Source organism: Bradyrhizobium sp. WSM3983 (genome assembly GCF_000473045.1).
Taxonomy (GTDB): domain Bacteria; phylum Pseudomonadota; class Alphaproteobacteria; order Rhizobiales; family Xanthobacteraceae; genus Bradyrhizobium.
In genome coordinates this window covers 13,919-30,438 of record NZ_AXAY01000002.1, presented here as the reverse complement: position 1 = coordinate 30,438, position 16,520 = coordinate 13,919, and the positions used below count along the sequence as shown (strand labels likewise).

At 64.0% G+C, this 16,520-nt stretch carries 9 protein-coding genes; 7 read left to right on the top strand and 2 right to left on the bottom strand.

What is annotated here, in order from left to right; translation table 11 throughout:
- Window positions 1–7 precede the first annotated feature (7 nt).
- Genes treS through treY form a run of 5 tightly spaced genes read left to right on the top strand, consistent with a single transcriptional unit; the run spans window position 8 to window position 12,059 of the window.
- Window positions 8–3,301: a maltose alpha-D-glucosyltransferase gene (gene treS / locus YUA_RS0103015; RefSeq protein WP_027529322.1), complete on the top strand. Its 3,294-nt coding sequence runs from the start codon at window positions 8–10 to the stop codon at window positions 3,299–3,301.
- Window positions 3,294–5,441 carry a 1,4-alpha-glucan branching protein GlgB gene (glgB, locus tag YUA_RS0103010; RefSeq protein WP_027529321.1) on the top strand — a complete coding sequence of 716 codons (2,148 nt, stop codon included), beginning with the start codon at window positions 3,294–3,296 and terminating at the stop codon, window positions 5,439–5,441. Before treS ends, glgB begins: the two co-directional genes overlap by 8 nt.
- 3 nt (window positions 5,442–5,444) lie before the next feature.
- On the top strand, window positions 5,445–7,523 hold the full coding sequence (gene glgX / locus YUA_RS0103005) for a glycogen debranching protein GlgX (RefSeq protein ID WP_027529320.1): 2,079 nt from the start codon (window positions 5,445–5,447) through the stop codon (window positions 7,521–7,523).
- Entirely contained in the window at window positions 7,520–9,274 is a 1,755-nt protein-coding gene (gene treZ, locus YUA_RS0103000; protein WP_027529319.1) for a malto-oligosyltrehalose trehalohydrolase, read from the top strand. Before glgX ends, treZ begins: the two co-directional genes overlap by 4 nt.
- A 1-nt stretch (window position 9,275) precedes the next feature.
- On the top strand, window positions 9,276–12,059 hold the full coding sequence (gene treY / locus YUA_RS0102995; protein WP_027529318.1) for a malto-oligosyltrehalose synthase: 2,784 nt from the start codon (window positions 9,276–9,278) through the stop codon (window positions 12,057–12,059).
- A gap of 3 nt (window positions 12,060–12,062) precedes the next feature.
- On the opposite strand, the gene YUA_RS0102990 is transcribed toward treY, so the two are convergent.
- Window positions 12,063–12,380: a polyhydroxyalkanoic acid system family protein gene (locus YUA_RS0102990; RefSeq protein ID WP_027529317.1), complete on the bottom strand. Its 318-nt coding sequence runs from the start codon at window positions 12,378–12,380 to the stop codon at window positions 12,063–12,065.
- Between the two features lie 180 nt (window positions 12,381–12,560).
- Here YUA_RS0102990 and YUA_RS47705 point away from each other — a divergent pair, with 180 nt between their 5' ends.
- Complete coding sequence (locus YUA_RS47705) at window positions 12,561–12,725, top strand: DUF3309 family protein (RefSeq protein ID WP_084292022.1); 165 nt, start codon at window positions 12,561–12,563, stop codon at window positions 12,723–12,725.
- A 123-nt stretch (window positions 12,726–12,848) separates the two neighbouring features.
- On the opposite strand, the gene ligD is transcribed toward YUA_RS47705, so the two are convergent.
- Complete coding sequence (gene ligD / locus YUA_RS0102980) at window positions 12,849–15,506, bottom strand: DNA ligase D (RefSeq protein WP_027529316.1); 2,658 nt, start codon at window positions 15,504–15,506, stop codon at window positions 12,849–12,851.
- A 119-nt stretch (window positions 15,507–15,625) separates the two neighbouring features.
- Between ligD and YUA_RS0102975 the strand changes: the two genes are divergently transcribed.
- Window positions 15,626–16,510, top strand: a complete 885-nt coding sequence (locus tag YUA_RS0102975) for a Ku protein (protein WP_027529315.1) — start codon at window positions 15,626–15,628, stop codon at window positions 16,508–16,510.
- The last annotated feature ends 10 nt before the right edge of the window (window positions 16,511–16,520 follow it).

The following is a 16,520-nucleotide window of genomic DNA, read 5'->3' as shown; positions in this document are numbered from 1 at the left end:
TCGCGCCATGAATGTATTGTCTTCCGTCGACACCAAGAAGGCTGAGGCTGCCGAGGTCGTGGATGAGCTCTGGTACAAGGACGCCATCATTTACCAGCTCCACGTCAAGGCCTTTGCCGACAGCAACAATGACGGCATCGGCGATTTTGCCGGACTGACCGAGAAACTGCCTTATCTGCAGGATCTCGGCGTCACCGCGCTATGGCTGCTGCCGTTCTACCCCTCGCCCGGCCGCGACGATGGCTATGACATCGGCGACTATGGCTCGATCAATCCCGATTTCGGGACGATGAAAGACTTCAAGCGCTTCATCCAGGAAGCGCAGAAGCGCGGGCTTCGCGTCATCACCGAGCTCGTCGTCAACCACACCTCCGACCAGCACAATTGGTTCAAGCGCGCACGCCGCAGCCCGGCCGGTTCGAGCGCCCGCGACTGGTATGTGTGGAGCGATACCGACCAGAAATACCAGGGCACGCGCATCATCTTCACCGACACCGAGAAGTCGAACTGGACCTGGGATCCGGAGGCCGGTGCGTTCTACTGGCACCGCTTCTTCTCGCACCAGCCCGACCTCAATTTCGACAACCCGCGCGTCGTCAGCGCCATCATCCAGGTGATGAAGCGCTGGCTCGATGCCGGCGTCGACGGCTTCCGGCTGGACGCCATTCCCTATCTCTGCGAGCGCGAGGGCACCTCGAACGAGAACCTCCCCGAGACACATGCCATCATCAAGCGCCTGCGCCATGAGCTGGACGCCTATTCCAAGGGCAAGCTGCTGCTGGCCGAGGCCAATCAATGGCCCGAGGACGTGCAGGAATATTTCGGCCGCGGCGACGAATGCCAGATGGCCTATCACTTCCCGCTGATGCCGCGCATCTACATGGCGATCGCGCAGGAGGATCGCTTCCCGATCACCGACATCTTGCGCCAGACGCCTGACATTCCCGCGAGCTGCCAATGGGCGCTGTTCCTGCGCAACCATGACGAGCTGACGCTGGAGATGGTCACCGACGTCGAGCGCGACTATCTCTGGACCACCTACGCCAACGATCCCCGCGCGCGCATCAATGTCGGTATCCGCCGGCGTCTCGCGCCGCTGATGGACAATGACCGGCGCAAGATCGAGCTGATGAACTCGCTGCTGCTGTCGTTCCCCGGCACGCCGATCATCTATTACGGCGACGAGATCGGGATGGGCGACAACATCTATCTCGGCGACCGCAACGGCGTGCGCACGCCGATGCAATGGAGCCCGGACCGCAATGGCGGCTTCTCCCGCGCCGATCCCGCCCGCCTCTATGCGCCGCCGATCATGGATCCTGTCTACGGCTACGATTCGGTCAACGTGGAGGCGCAGTCGCGCAGCCTGTCGTCGCTGCTGAGTGCCACCAAGCGGCTGATCTCGGTACGCAAGTCGACGCTGGCCTTCGGGCGCGGCACCATGACCTTCATCCGCCCGGCGAACCGGGCCGTGCTGGCCTATGTCCGTCAATATCACGACGAGGTCATCCTCTGCGTCGCCAACCTCTCGCGCGCAGCGCAGGCGACCGAGCTCGATCTGTCGCCGTGGAAGGATCGCATCCCGCAGGAGATGCTCGGCCGCACCCGCTTCCCGGCAATCGGCGAGCTGCCCTATATGATCACGCTCGGGCCTTACGGCTTCTACTGGTTCCAGCTCCAGGAGCGCGATAAGTCCGAGCCGGTGACGCCACGCGCGGTGCCGGAGTTCGAAACGCTGGTGGTGCCAGTGAACTCGAATTGGGTGTCGCTCGCGCGCGAGCGCGGCGTGTTCGAGCGGGACGTGCTGCCGGGCTTCCTGTCGCGGACACGCTGGTATCCCGAGCACAATCCCAAGCTTATCAAGGCCACGTTGACCTCGGCAGTGCCGTTCAGCGACATCGGCGACAACAGGCCCTGGATCGCGTTCTTCGAGACGGCGCAGGACGACGTCACGACGCGCTATGTGCTGCCAATGCAGATCGAGTGGGTGCGGTTCGATCGCGAGCGCTTCAACCCGAAGGCGCTCGCCGCGGTACGCCAGGGCGCGCGCGAAGGCACGCTGCTCGACGTCGCGACCGACCAGATCTTCATTGGACTGTTCCTGCGAGGCTTGTCGCAGAACCTCGTGGTGGACGAGAACAATCTGCGGCTCGAATTCAAGCCGACCAGCAGGTTCGCCGAATACACCATCAAGGAGCCCGCGCGCATTCGCGCGGTCGAGCAGTCGAACAGCACGGCCCTGGTCGACAACCAGTATGTCGCAAAAATCCATCGCCAGATCGAGAGCGGCATCAATCCCGAGATCGAGATCGGCTGTTACCTGACCGAGGTCGCCCGCTTCGCCAATGCGCCGGCGCTGCTTGGCAGCGTCGAACTGGTCGAAGGCGATAGAAGCAGTGCGGTCGGCGTTTTGCACGCCTATGTCGAAAACCAGGGCGACGGCTGGGCCGTGACTACTGGCTATCTCGACCGCTACATCGATGAGCAGCGGTTGGGGCCGGTGGACGAGATGCCCCGGGCAACCCAGGAGCAGGCGCCCTATCTGCACTTCATGGCGCAGACCGGCCGGCGGCTTGCCGAGTTGCATGTGGCGCTCGCCGCAGCAAAGTCCGCCGATCTTGCCCCTGAAGCGATTGGTCCTGCGGATGTCAAACGCTGGGCGTCCGACCTCAAGGGACGGGCCGAGCGACTCTTCGACCGCCTGGCCGACAGCCGCGACGGCCTGCGTGAGGGCGACCGGCCTCTGATCGACCAATTGGTCGCGGTGCGCGCGACCCTGCCCGACCACATCAACGCGCTCTTGCCATCCGACATCGGCGGGTTGAACATCCGTCATCATGGCGACTTCCGCCTCGGGCAAACTCTGATCGTGAAGGACGACATCTTCATCATCGATTTCGACGGCGATCCGCATCTCGCGCTGGCCGACAAGCGGCGCAAGCTGCCTGCCGCGCGCGACGTCGCGGGCCTGGTCCGCTCGATTGATCTTTCGGTTAACGCCGCACTTAACAGGGCGGTCTCCGGGGGCAGCGACGAGCAGGGCCGGCTCACGGCCGCGCTCGACGAATGGCGCGAACGCGCCACCGCGACCTTCCTGTGCGCCTATCGCGAGGCCATGACCGATCGGCGGCTCTGGCCGGAACAGAAGCATTCCGCGGAAAGCATGTTAAGGTTTTTCCTGCTTGATCAAGCGTTCGACGAGGTAGAGTACGAGCTGTCCCACCGGCCGGAGGGGCTCAATGCGCCGCTGACCGGCCTGCTTCGCATTCTGTCCAGTGCCGGGAGCGAAGCCCATGCCTAAACTGCCAGCCGAAGCCTACGCGATCATCGAGGGCCGCCACTCCGATCCCTTCCACTATCTCGGGCTGCACCCCGAGGGGGGCAAGAGCGTAGTGCGCGCCTTCCTGCCCGAGGCCTCCAATGTCGAGGCCGTCGGCGAGCATGGCGAGGTGGCGAAGCTCGACCGCGTCCACGATTCCGGCCTGTTCGTCGGTGCCCTGCCCAACGGCTCGAAGCACTACCAGCTCCGCGCCAAATTCGGTGACAACGTCGTCGAGTTCGAGGATGCCTACCGCTTCCCGCCGATTCTGACCGATTTCGATCTCTATCTGCTCGGCGAAGGCACACATCAGCGCATCTACGACAAGCTCGGCGCGCATCCGATGCGGCTCGAGGGCATCGACGGCATCGGCTTCGTCGTGCTGGCGCCGAATGCGCGACGCGTGTCCGTCGTCGGTGATTTCAATTTCTGGGACGGGCGGCGTCACCCGATGCGGGTGCGCGGCGCCGGCTATTGGGAATTGTTCATCCCGAACGCCAAGGCCGGCGACCACTATAAATTCGAGATCATCGGGCCACACGGCCATCTGCTGCCGCTGAAGTCCGATCCGATGGCGTTTGCGAGCGAGGTGCGGCCGAAGACGGCATCCATCGTCTTCGACGAGGCGCATCTGCCACGGCCACGTCCGGCACCGGATGGCATCAACGCGCTGTCGGCGCCGATGTCGATCTACGAGGTCCATCTCGGCTCATGGCGTCGCAAGAACGGCAACGAATGGCTGACCTATCGTGAGCTCGCCGAGCTGCTGCCGGCCTATGCCCGCGACATGGGCTTCACCCATCTCGAATTCCTGCCCGTGAGCGAGCATCCGTTCGACGGCTCCTGGGGCTACCAGCCAACCGGCCTCTACGCGCCAACCAGCCGCTTCGGCACGCCGGAGGATTTTGCCGCGCTGGTCGATGCCTGCCATCGTGAAGGCATTGGCGTTCTGCTCGACTGGGTGCCCGGCCACTTCCCGGACGATCCGCACGGGCTCGGCAGCTTTGACGGCACCTCGCTCTACGAGCACGCCAATCCGCTCCAGGGCCGGCACCTCGACTGGGGCACGCTGATCTACAATTATGGCCGCACCGAAGTGACAAACTTCCTGGTGTCAAACGCGCTGTTCTGGCTGGAGCGCTACGCCATCGACGGCCTGCGCGTCGATGCGGTCGCGTCCATGCTGTATCTCGACTACAGCCGCCCGCCCGGCGCCTGGATTCCGAACCAGTATGGCGGCCGCGAAAACATCGAAGCCATCAACTTCCTGCGCCGCTTCAACACAGAGCTGTTTGCGCGCTTCCCGCAGGCGACCACGGCGGCCGAAGAATCCACCGCATGGCCGCAGGTCTCGCGCCCCGTCGAATTCGGCGGGCTCGGCTTCGGCTACAAGTGGAATATGGGCTGGATGCACGACACGCTGAACTACATCAGCAAGGATCCGATCCACCGCAAGCATCATCACGGCGAGATCCTGTTCGGCCTGCACTACGCGTTCTCGGAAAACTTCATCCTGCCGCTGTCGCATGACGAAGTGGTGCACGGAAAGCGCTCGCTCCTCGGCCGCATGCCGGGTGATGAGTGGCAGCGCTTTGCGAACTTGCGCGCCTATTACAGCTTCATGTTCGGCCATCCCGGCAAGAAGCTGCTGTTCATGGGCGCGGAGATCGCACAGAGCCGCGAGTGGAATCACGATCAGTCGCTCGACTGGCACCTGCTCGAATACAAATATCATTCCGGCATCCAGGCGCTGATCCGCGACCTCAACCGGCTCTATCGCGCGGTGCCGGCGCTGCACCAGATGGATTGCGACCAGGCCGGCTTCGAATGGCTGATCACGAACGATGCCAACCGCAATGTCTTCGCCTGGCTGCGCAAGGGGTTCGACGAGCACGCGCGGTGCCTGGTGATCGTCAACTTCTCCCCCAACGTCTATCGCAACTACCGCGTCCCCGTGCCCTTTGCCGGCAAGTGGAAAGAGGTGTTCAATTCGGACTCCGCCCATTATGGCGGCACCAATGTCGGGAACATCGGCGAGGTCCAGACCGTTGACGGCAAGACGCCCGAGCTTCGCCTCACCATTCCGCCGCTCGCCGCGATCTTCCTCGTTCCGGAAAGCTGACCGATGCGCCTGACTGCTGGATCGCCCGCACGCCTCGGTGCAAGCTGGGACGGACGCGGCACCAACTTCGCGCTGTTTTCCGCCAACGCGCAGAAGGTCGAACTGTGCCTGTTCGACAGCCAGGGCCGTCGCGAGCTCGAACGCGTCGAGCTGCCGGAGCGAACAGAGGATGTCTGGCACGGCTATCTGAACGACGTCTCGCCGGGCCAGCTCTACGGCTATCGCGTGCACGGCCCCTACGAGCCCGAGCACGGCCACCGCTTCAACGCCAACAAGCTGCTGCTCGACCCCTACGCCAAGCGGCTTTCGGGGCGGCTCGTCTGGAGCGATGCGCATTTCGCCTATCGCACCGGCTCGGCGCGTGAGGATCTGTCATTCGACCGGCGCGACAATGCGCGCGGCATGCCCAAGGGCGTGGTGGTCGACGAGACTTTCAACTGGGGCCGGCGCGAGATCCGGCCCAACATCCCCTGGGAAGACACGATCATCTACGAAGCCCACGTCAAGGGTCTGACGCAGAAGCGCGACGACGTGCCGCCGAATTTGCGCGGCACCTATGGCGGGCTGTCATCGCCGGCGATGATCGAGCATCTGAAGAAGCTCGGCGTCACCACCGTCGAGCTGTTGCCGATCCATAGCTTCGTCGACGACCGCATGCTGGTGGAGAAGAAGCTCGCCAATTATTGGGGCTACAACACGCTGTCCTTCTTCGCGCCCGAGCAGCGCTACGCCCAGGACAATGCGCTCGATTCCTTTCGCACCATGGTGGCGCGGCTGCACGATGCCGGCATCGAGGTGATGCTCGACGTCGTCTACAACCACACCGCCGAAGGCAACCACCTCGGGCCGACGCTGTGCTACCGCGGCATCGACAACGCCTCCTATTACTGGCTGAACCGCGAGAACCCGCGCTATTACGACGACTTCACCGGCTGCGGCTCGTCGGTGAATCTGACCCATCCGCGCGTGCTGCAGATGGTGATGGATTCGCTGCGCTACTGGGTCGAGGTCTGCCATGTCGACGGCTTCCGCTTCGACCTCGCCACCACGCTCGCGCGCGGCCCGACCGGATATGATCGCGGCATCTCGTTCCTGACCGCAATCCGGCAGGATCCGGTGCTCGCCGCGGTCAAGCTCGTCGCCGAGCCGTGGGACCTCGGGCTCGGCGGCTACCAGGTCGGCGCCTTCCCCTCGCAATGGTCGGAGTGGAACGATCGCTATCGCAGCGCCATGCGCCGCTACTGGAGCGGCGAAGGCAGCCTGATCGGCGACATCTCCAGCCGCATGACAGCGTCCTCCGACCTGTTCAACCATGACGGGCGGCGGCCGCGCGCCAGCATCAACCACATCACCGTGCATGACGGCTTCACGCTCGCCGACCTCTTCAGCTACAACGAGAAGCACAACGAGGCCAACGGCGAGGACAATCGCGACGGCTCCAACGACAACCACAGCAACAATTGCGGTGTCGAGGGCCCGACCGACGATCCCGCGATCCTCGGGCTGCGGCGGCAGCTGCGCAAGAACGTGCTGGCCTGCCTCATGCTGGCGCAGGGCATTCCGCTGATCCTCGCCGGCGACGAGGTCGGCAATTCTCAGTCGGGCAACAACAACGCCTATTGCCAGGACAACGAAATCGGCTGGGTCGGCTGGGACAATCTCCGCAAGGACGACGACGACATGGTCGATTTCGTCGCCCATCTTGCAGATATCCGCCGCCGCTTCTCGCAGCTTCGCAGCCATCGCTGGCTCGACGGCCGGCCAAAGGACGGCATCTCCTACGGCGCATTGTGGCTGACCCCTGCGGGCGACGAGATGACGGAGAACGACTGGAAATTCCCGGAGGGCCGGTTTCTCTCTTATGTGATGGGGCCGATGGAACCGGGTAGCGCGGCGATCTTTATCGTATTGAACGCCGCCCCCGAAGAGATCGCATTCAAATTGCCGAAAATGCCCGAATACCAGAGCTGGCAGCAGATCCTGAACACGACGGATGCCAAGCTGAACAGCGTTGATTTCCTGCCCGGAAGCGACAGCAAGGCGCCGCCGCGCTCCGTGCTCGCCTTCGCGGGGGCGCTATGAGGCCATCCTTCGGGGCGAGGCCGACCAAGGACGGCGTGTCGTTCCGACTGTGGGCGCCCGGTGCGCGTCGCGTCGATCTCCTGCTCGAGAGACGGCACGCCATGCAGCGACGGCAGGATGGCTGGTATGTCGCCGACATCGCCGCCCTGCCCGTCGGCAGCCCTTACAAGTTCAGAATCGACGACGAGATCGACGTGCCCGATCCGGCCTCCGCCTTCCAGCCCGCGGACGTATCCGGCCCGAGCGAGGTGATCGATCACGACGCGTTTGCGTGGCGCGCGAAGGATTGGCGCGGCCGCCCCTGGGAAGAGACCGTGCTGATCGAGACCCACGTCGGCACCTTCACGAGCGATGGCACCTACCGCGCCATGATCGCCAAACTCGATCATCTCGTCGCGACCGGCATCACCGCACTCGAACTCATGCCGCTTGCCGATTTCGCCGGCCGCCACGGCTGGGGCTATGACGGCGTGCTCTGGTACGCGCCCGACAGCGCCTATGGTCGCCCGGAAGAATTGAAGACGCTGATCGACGAAGCCCATCTGCGCGGGCTGATGGTGTTTTTGGACGTCGTCTACAACCACTTCGGGCCCGAAGGAAACTATCTCGGCCGCTACGCGCCGACCTTCTTCACCGACGCGCACACGCCGTGGGGCAGCGCGATCGATTATCGCGTGCCGCAGGTGCGGGCCTTCGCGGTCGAGAACGCGCTGTCTTGGCTCACAGACTATCGCTTCGACGGCTTGAGGCTGGATGCCGCCAACCACATCATGGCGATTCCCGGCGAGCAGTCGATGCTGCAGGACCTCAGCGCCGCCACCGGCGAGCTCGCCAAGGCCACCGGACGCCACATTCATCTCGTGCTTGAGAACGGCGACAACCGCGCAAGCCTGCTCGACGCCGCGCAGGAGCCGCCGAACGGAAAGTATCGCGCGCAGTGGAACGACGACTATCATCACGCCTGGCACGTGATGCTGACCGGCGAGCTCGCCGGCTATTACGCCGATTATCAGACGCCGCGCATGGACCTCGCACGCGCGCTCGCCTCGGGCTTCGTCTATCAGGGCGAGATCTCGGAATTCTGGGGCAAGAAGCCGCGCGGCGAGGCGAGCGGCGAGTTGCCGCCGGCGACCTTCGTCAACTTCCTGCAAAACCACGACCAGATCGGAAACCGCCCGCTCGGCGACCGGCTCGAAAGCCTGGCATCGCCTCAGCAGATCGAGGCCGCGCTGGTGGTAACGTTGCTCGCACCGATGGTGCCGATGCTGTTTCAGGGCGAGGAATGGGGCTCAAAAATCCCCTTCCCGTTCTTCTGCGATTTCCAGGGCCGGCTGGCCGATGCCGTGCGCAAGGGGCGCAAGCAGGAATATGCCTGGGCCTACGAGAAGTACGGCGACGAGGTCCCCGATCCGCTCGATCCGGCCACGCCGCAATCGGCCGTGCTTGACTGGGCCGGCCGCACGGCGGAGCAGGATGCACGGCTTACACTGGTGCGCGAGCTGCTCGCACTTCGTCGCAAAGAGATCATGCCGCGGCTGAAGGGGGGGCGCTTCGGCGATGCCGCGGCGGCCGATAACGGCCTGCTCACCGCGCATTGGCGCATGGGTGACGGCACGACGCTGCGGCTAGTCGCCAATCTGTCGGACAGCGAAATTATACATTCCAACAGCAATGCGGGCACGCCGCTTTGGGGCGCCGCAAGTGGCGACCGGCTCACGCCGTGGTCGGTGATCTGGCATCTCGGAGGTTGATATGCCTTCCGCGATTCCTCTCGCGACTTACCGGCTCCAGCTCACCGCGGATTTCAACTTCGACAAGGCCACCGCGGTGGTGCCTTATCTGAAGGCGCTGGGGATCACGCATCTCTACACCTCGCCAGTGATGAAGGCGCGCAAGGGCTCGACCCACGGCTACGACACCGTCGATCATAGCCAGTTCAATCCCGAACTCGGCGGCGAGGCCGGCTTTGCGCGGTTGAGCGATGCGCTCAGGCAGCACGACCTCGGCCTCATCATCGACTTCGTGCCGAACCATGTCGGCGTGCATTTTGCTGACAATCCCTGGTGGCTGGACGTGCTGGAATGGGGCCAGGCCTCGCCGCACGCAGCCTCCTTCGACATCGACTGGGATCAATTGGCCTTCCGTGCCCGCGGCGGCGTGCTGCTGCCGATCCTCGGTGCATCCTATGGCGAGGCGCTCGAGCGCGGCGACATCGAGCTGCGCTACGATCCCGACGAAGGCAGTTTTTCCGCCTGGTATTTTGAACATCGGCTGCCCATCGCGCCGGAGCGCTACGGCGAAGTGCTGCGCATGATCGTGAAAGAGGCGGATGCTACCGAGACCGAAGCCGGCAGGCGCCTGCTCTCGCTCGCCACGCGCTACACCGGCTTGCGCCGGCCAAACCGCAAGGAAGCTCCCGCCTTCAAGGCGGAGCTGAAGGAGATCGCCGGCGCCGCCGACATCGTCACGCACGGCCTCGCCGCCTATCGCGCGGCAAAAGATCGGCCGGCGCAGACGCTGGCGCTGCACCATCTGCTCGAACGGCAGAACTACAAGCTCGGCCATTGGCGGCTGGCATCCAGCGACATCAACTATCGCCGCTTCTTCGACGTCAACGGGCTTGCGGGCCTGCGCGTCGAGGACGCGAGCACCTTCGCTGCCACGCACCGGCTGGTGAAGCAGCTCATCACTGAGGGCAAGCTGCAAGGCATCCGCCTCGATCACATCGACGGCCTGCGCGATCCCGCGCAATATTGCCAGCGGCTGCGCCGGCTGGTGCGCGATGCGCAAGGCAACACAAAACCGTTCTACACGGTGATCGAAAAGATTCTGTGCGAGCACGAGCGCCTGCCGCACTTCGCCGGCGTCCAGGGCACCACCGGCTATGAGTGGATGAACGCCATCACGCAAGTTCTGGTCGACGCCAAGGGGCTGGAGGCGCTGGACGAGACCTGGCGACAGATCAGCAACCGGCCGCCGCGGCTCGCACCGTACGTCAAGGACGCCAAGCGGCGTGTGCTGGAGACGCTGCTGACCAGCGAATTCACCGTGCTGACGCGGCTGCTCGCCCGCATCGCCAATGGCCATTACTCGACCCGCGACTTTTCCGCCGACAGCCTGCGGCAGGCGCTGGAATTGTATGTGCTGCATTTCCCGGTCTATCGGACCTATCTGACCCACAGCGGCCCGACCGCACTCGACCGCAAGCTGATCGACGACACCATCGAGCGCGCCCGCGCCGAGTGGTTCGCCGCGGACGAAGGCATTTTCGACTTCCTGCGCGATGCGCTGACCATGGACCTGCTCAAAGCCGGCCGCCCGCCGCACAGCGCCCCGCGCGTGCGCCGTTTTGCGCTGAAGGTGCAGCAGTTCACCGGGCCGATGATGGCAAAGTCGCTGGAGGACACCGCGTTCTACCAGTTCCACCGGCTGCTGGCGTTGAACGAGGTCGGCGGCGATCCCGCGAGCCGCGGCCTCACCATTCCCGCCTTCCACGAGGCGATGCGGGCGCGCGCCAAGGAGTGGTCGCAAGGCATGACGGCGACCGCGACCCATGACACCAAGCGCGGCGAGGACGCCCGCTCGCGGATCGCGGCACTGAGCGAGATTCCCGGCGAATGGACCAGCGCGGTTTCGCGCTGGAAGGTGCTGAACGCGCCGCACTTGGCGCTCCACGGCAATCTGCGCGCACCCTCGGCGACGTTCGAATACATGCTCTACCAGACCCTGCTCGGCGCCTGGCCTCTTGAGGGGCCGGACGCCAGTTTGGTCGAGCGCATCCAGGCCTATGCGCTCAAGGCCGCGCGTGAGGGCAAGGAGGAGACGAGCTGGCTCAACCCGCATGAGGCGTATGAGAGCGGCATAAAGGGCTTCATCGAGAAGATCCTCGACCCCGCGCTGTCAGGCGAATTCCTACAGGCGCTGCAAACACTGGCCCGCCGCATCGCCCTGCTCGGCGCGCTGAACTCGCTGAGCCAGCTCACGCTGAAGGCGACGCTGCCGGGGGTTCCCGATTTCTATCAGGGCACCGAATATTGGGACCTCTCGCTGGTCGATCCCGACAACCGCCGACCGGTGGATTTTGCTGCGCGCAGCGCAGCTCTTGCGTCACTGGAAACGCCGGATTGGCGTGGCCTGATCGAGACCTGGCCGGACGGCCAGCTCAAGCTGGCCTGGACGCGGCATCTGCTCAAGCTGCGCAATGAACTCGCTGACGTCTTCGCGCGGGGCGAATATCAGCCGCTGGACGTGCGCGGCACACACGCGGATCATGTCATCGCCTTCTCGCGCCGGCATGGGCGTGCTACCGCGATCGTCGTGGTCGGACGTCAGTTCGCTCCCCTCACGCAAGCGGGCCGCCAATGGCCCGCGCTCGAAGGCTTTGACGCAACCGTCGACATCAGCGGCTACACCGCGCCGGGTCTTGCGGGCAACGAATTGCCGCTCGCCCAAGCTTTCCGGGATTTTCCTGCCGCGGTCATCGAGGCCCGCGCGGCGAGCGCCATCAGGCCTCCGAGACAGCGCGTAAGCGCTTGACGCTTACTTCCCTTCGTCCTTGGTGAGCAGCAATTGTCCGCGCTTACGGATGGTCGCCTGTGCCATCTCCGCAAAACGCTGCAGCAGCCACGGCAATACCACCTGGACCTTGACGTGGTCGTCGGCGACGTCGACCTGACCGCTCGCGATCTGCCCGAGCGCGCGGATGCGGAAATTCATGCTGTCGCCACTCCAGCGCTCCTCCTCGACCTGCATCACGGGAATGCTGGCCGCCGCGCGGCCAAGCCCGGTCTTGAGCCGGCGCACCGCCTCCTCGCGGCCGAGACGATGCGGAATGGAAACGACAAGCGGTGCTGACATGACTCTGCCCTGTGCTGGCTGATCCCCACTTAGTCATGCCGGACGGAGCGGCAAAGGTTCCATGCAACTGGGACCTGTCGCCCCGTTTCAAAATCGGAACTTTAAAACATGCGGCAAGTTGCCTCCGCACAACGGGACAGGTGCAACGACCCTTTCGACAAAGGGCTGGAGGAGATTCGCATGTCTATCGGTACGATCATTCTAATCATTTTGGTCATCGCACTGCTCGGCGGCTTCAGCGGCATCGGCGGCGGTCCGTTCTACGGCACCGGCTATTACGGCGGCGGCGGCCTCGGGCTCGTCATCATCATCCTGCTGATCTTGCTGTTGCTGGGACGAATCTAGTCGAGATCTCGTAGGGTGGGCAAAGGCGCAACGCGCCGTGCCCACCTTCGCATCGCCGCAAAAAAGATGGTGGGCACGCTTGCGCTTTGCCCACCCTACGAGCGCAGCGCCTGTAGCACCGACCTACTTCATTTTCCCCGCAAGCTTCTTCGCCGCCGCCTTGATCGACGCGGCCGCATCGTCATAGCCCTCCCACGCCTTCGATCGCGCCAGCAAGCCCGGCACAGTCCGCACCGTATATTTCTTCGGATCGAGATCGCCCTTCACCTGCGCCCAAGTCACCGGCATCGACACCGTCGCGCCATCACGCGCACGCGGTGACAGCGCCGCCACTGCCGTGGACATGCGATCATTGCGCAGGTAATCCAGAAAAATCTTCCCGTTGCGCAACTTCTTCGACATGTTGAGCAGATAGCGCTCGGGATCGTCGTCCGCCATCCGCTGGCAGACGCCTTGCGCGAACGCCTTGGCCTCTTTCCAGTTCACCTTGTCCCGTGCACCGTAGAGCAGCGGCACCACCACATGGAGGCCTTTGCCGCCAGTGGTCTTGCAAAAGCTCTCCATGCCGACATCGCTGAGCCGCTGCCGCATCTGCTTCGCCGCTTCGACGACATCGGCAAACCTCACGTCCGGCGCGGGGTCGAGGTCGAATACCAGCCGGCCCGGCGTGTCATAGGCATCCGGCGCGCAATTCCAGGGATGCAGCTCGACGCCGCCGATCTGCGCGACCGCGGCGAGGCCTTCGACGCGATCGATCTGGAGATACGGCTTACGATCGCCGGACACTTTGGCGAGTTCGAGCAGGTTCGACATCCCCTGCATGGCATGACGCTGGAAGAATTTTTCACCGCCGATTCCGTCGGGCGCGCGCAGGATCGAACAGGGGCGGCCCTTGATGTGTTCGATCATCCACTCGCAGACAGCCTCGAAATAGCGGGCGAGGTCGAGCTTTGTGACAGCCTCGCCGTCGCCGCCATCCGGCCACAGCTCCTTCTCCGGCTTGGAGATGACGACGCCCATCACCTCGGCGGTACCCCTGCCTTTCCCGGGCTTCGTCACAACACGCTTTTTTGCGGAGGGCTTGGCGAGTTCGGTATCCGCAGGCGTTTCCGCCTCAACCTCCTCGGCCGGCTTGTCCTGCCGCAGGCCCTTGAATGCTGCCTGGCGGATGTTGCCGTCGGCGGTGAAGCCCGCGAACTCGATCTCGGCGACGAGCTCGGGCTTCAGCCAGTGCACGTCGCGCGTCTTCTTCGGCGCATTTTTGCCGCCGAACGGGCTTTCGCTCGACGCCGCCTCCTTCAGGAACGGCATGACGCGCTTGACCTTGTCGGCACCGAAGCCGGTGCCCACCATGCCCACAAAAGCGAGGTGATCTCCCCGGTGTACGCCCGCCATCAGCGAGCGGAATTTCCCGGCCGTCGTCTTCCAGCCGCCGATCACGACCTCATGCCCGGCGCGGCACTTTGCCTTGGTCCAGCTCTCGGTACGGCCCGAGCGATACGGCGCATCGAGCTTCTTCGAAACGATGCCTTCGAGCTCGAGCTTGCAGGCCGATTGCAGCACGGCGTCACCGCCGCTCACAAAGTGCTCGACATAGCGGATCTGGTTCGTCTTCTTCTTGCGCGCCTCCAGCAGTTCCTTGAGGCGGTCTTTGCGCTCGCCCAGCGGCAGACGGCGATAGTCGAGGCCTTCGGAGAACAGCAGGTCAAAGGCGAAGAAGATGAGATCTTCCGTCTTTCCATCCGACAGCGCTGCCTGCAGCGAGGAAAAGTTCGGGGCGCCGTTGTGATCGAGCGCGACGATCTCGCCGTCGATCAACGCGTCCGGCAGGGCACCGGCCTCTTGCGCAATCGCCGCGAACTTCTCGGTCCAGTCGAGGCCCTTACGCGTCTTCAGCGTCGCCTCGCCGTGCTCGACGCGAAGCTGCACGCGGTAGCCATCGAACTTGATCTCGTGGCACCAGCCATCGGCCGCGGGCGGCCGCTCGACCGGGGTGCAGAGCTGCGGCGCCACGAAGTCCGGCATCTCCGAGACCTTCCGGGCCGTGGTCGCAGTCGTAGCCTTCTTTTTCGAAGTTTTGCCGCTCTTCAACGCCGTGCGAGGCGCGGGCTTGACGGTTCGCCCCTTGGTCTCCTCGACCCGGTTGGACTGCCAGACCGCATCGGCCTTGCCCTTACCCTTCGCCAGCATGAACGGTTTTGGCGCGCGGCCCTTGCCTCCGGCGATCTGATCCATGGCGCGGCCGGAGGCCACCGATTTATCCTCGCTGAGGATATCCTCGTCCTCGCTAGCGTATTCGTCGCGGTGCTTGATCAGCAGCCAGTTGGTGCGCTTGCCGCCGCTGCGGTCGTGCCGCATCCGCACCAGCACCCAGCTTCCGTTCAGCTTCTCGCCGTGGAGGGTGAACTTCAGGTCGCCCTTTTTGAAACCGCCTTCCGGATCGTCCGATTCCCAGGTGCCGCGGTCCCACAGCATCACCGTGCCGCCGCCATATTGGCCTTCCGGAATCGTCCCTTCGAAATCGCCATAGTCGAGCGGATGGTCCTCGACCTCCACTGCCAGCCGCTTGTCATGCGGATCGAGCGAGGGGCCCTTGGTCACGGCCCAGGACTTGAAGACGCCATCGAATTCGAGGCGGAAATCGTAATGCAGGCGGGTCGCGTCGTGCTTCTGGATCACGAAGCGTCGCTGCGTTGACGGCGCCACTGCCGTCTTGCCCGACGGCTCCGGCGTCTTCTCGAAATCACGCTTCTCACGGTAGGTGGAGAGTTTTCGCAGCACGACCGGTCCCGCATTCTCTGATCAGAGTTGAAGCCTATCACGGCAAAAGTCCTACCCGGAACCAAAACCCTATGGGGCGGTTGGGGTTCCAAAACGCCTTGAGAACGCTGGAGAATAGAATGGCCCCCCGTGCCTATTGGAAGGGAACGTTGAAACTGTCGCTGGTCAGCTGTCCGGTCGTGCTCTATCCCGCGACCACGGCGGCCGAGAAGACCCGGTTTCACATGATCAACCGCGAGACCGGCAACCGGCTCAAGCAGCAGATGGTTGATGCCGAGACCGGCGATGTCGTTGAGAGCGACCAGAAGGGCCGCGGTTATGAGCTGCGCAAGGGCAAATATGTCGAGATCGAGCCGGAGGAGCTCGAGGCGGTGCAGATCGAGAGCAACCACACCATCGATATCGAGAGTTTTGTGCCGAGTGAGGAGATCGATCAGCGTTATCTCAACCACCCTTATTACATCGCCCCGGACGGCAAGGCCGCGATCGACGCCTTTGCCGTGATCCGCGACGCCATGAAGGACCAGGACCGCGTCGCGCTCGCAAAAATCGTGCTCACCAACCGCGAGCACATCATCGCGATCGAGCCGCTCGGCAAGGGTCTGCTCGGCACCACGCTGCGCTTTCCGTATGAACTGCGCGAGGAGGACGAGTTCTTCGACGACATCAAGAGCCCGAAGATCACCAAGGACATGGTCGAGCTCGCCGGCCACATCCTGCACACCAAGGCGGCACATTTCGATCCGAGCAAGTTCAAAGACGAGTACGAGACCGCGTTGAAGGCGCTGGTGAAGCGCAAGGCGAGCGGCAAGACAATCGAGCTGCCGGAGCCCGAGGAGCGCCCGAGCAACGTCGTCAGCCTGATGGATGCGTTGAAGCAAAGCCTGAAGGGACGCGGCGGGAAGAAGACGGCGGCGAAGTCGCATGCGCGGCGCGCAACGGGGCGGCACCGTCCTGCGAAGAAGGCGCACCGGTCGACAGCGCGGCACAGGAAGGCGGGTTAGCTTCCCGCCG

Coding starts and splice junctions, on each gene's coding strand:
- treS (WP_027529322.1), top strand. CDS start 8: ATGAATGTATTGTCTTCCGTCGACACCAAGAAGGCTGAGGCTGCCGAG.
- glgB (WP_027529321.1), top strand. CDS start 3,294: ATGCCTAAACTGCCAGCCGAAGCCTACGCGATCATCGAGGGCCGCCAC.
- glgX (WP_027529320.1), top strand. CDS start 5,445: ATGCGCCTGACTGCTGGATCGCCCGCACGCCTCGGTGCAAGCTGGGAC.
- treZ (WP_027529319.1), top strand. CDS start 7,520: ATGAGGCCATCCTTCGGGGCGAGGCCGACCAAGGACGGCGTGTCGTTC.
- treY (WP_027529318.1), top strand. CDS start 9,276: ATGCCTTCCGCGATTCCTCTCGCGACTTACCGGCTCCAGCTCACCGCG.
- YUA_RS0102990 (WP_027529317.1), bottom strand. CDS start 12,380: ATGTCAGCACCGCTTGTCGTTTCCATTCCGCATCGTCTCGGCCGCGAG.
- YUA_RS47705 (WP_084292022.1), top strand. CDS start 12,561: ATGTCTATCGGTACGATCATTCTAATCATTTTGGTCATCGCACTGCTC.
- YUA_RS0102975 (WP_027529315.1), top strand. CDS start 15,626: ATGGCCCCCCGTGCCTATTGGAAGGGAACGTTGAAACTGTCGCTGGTC.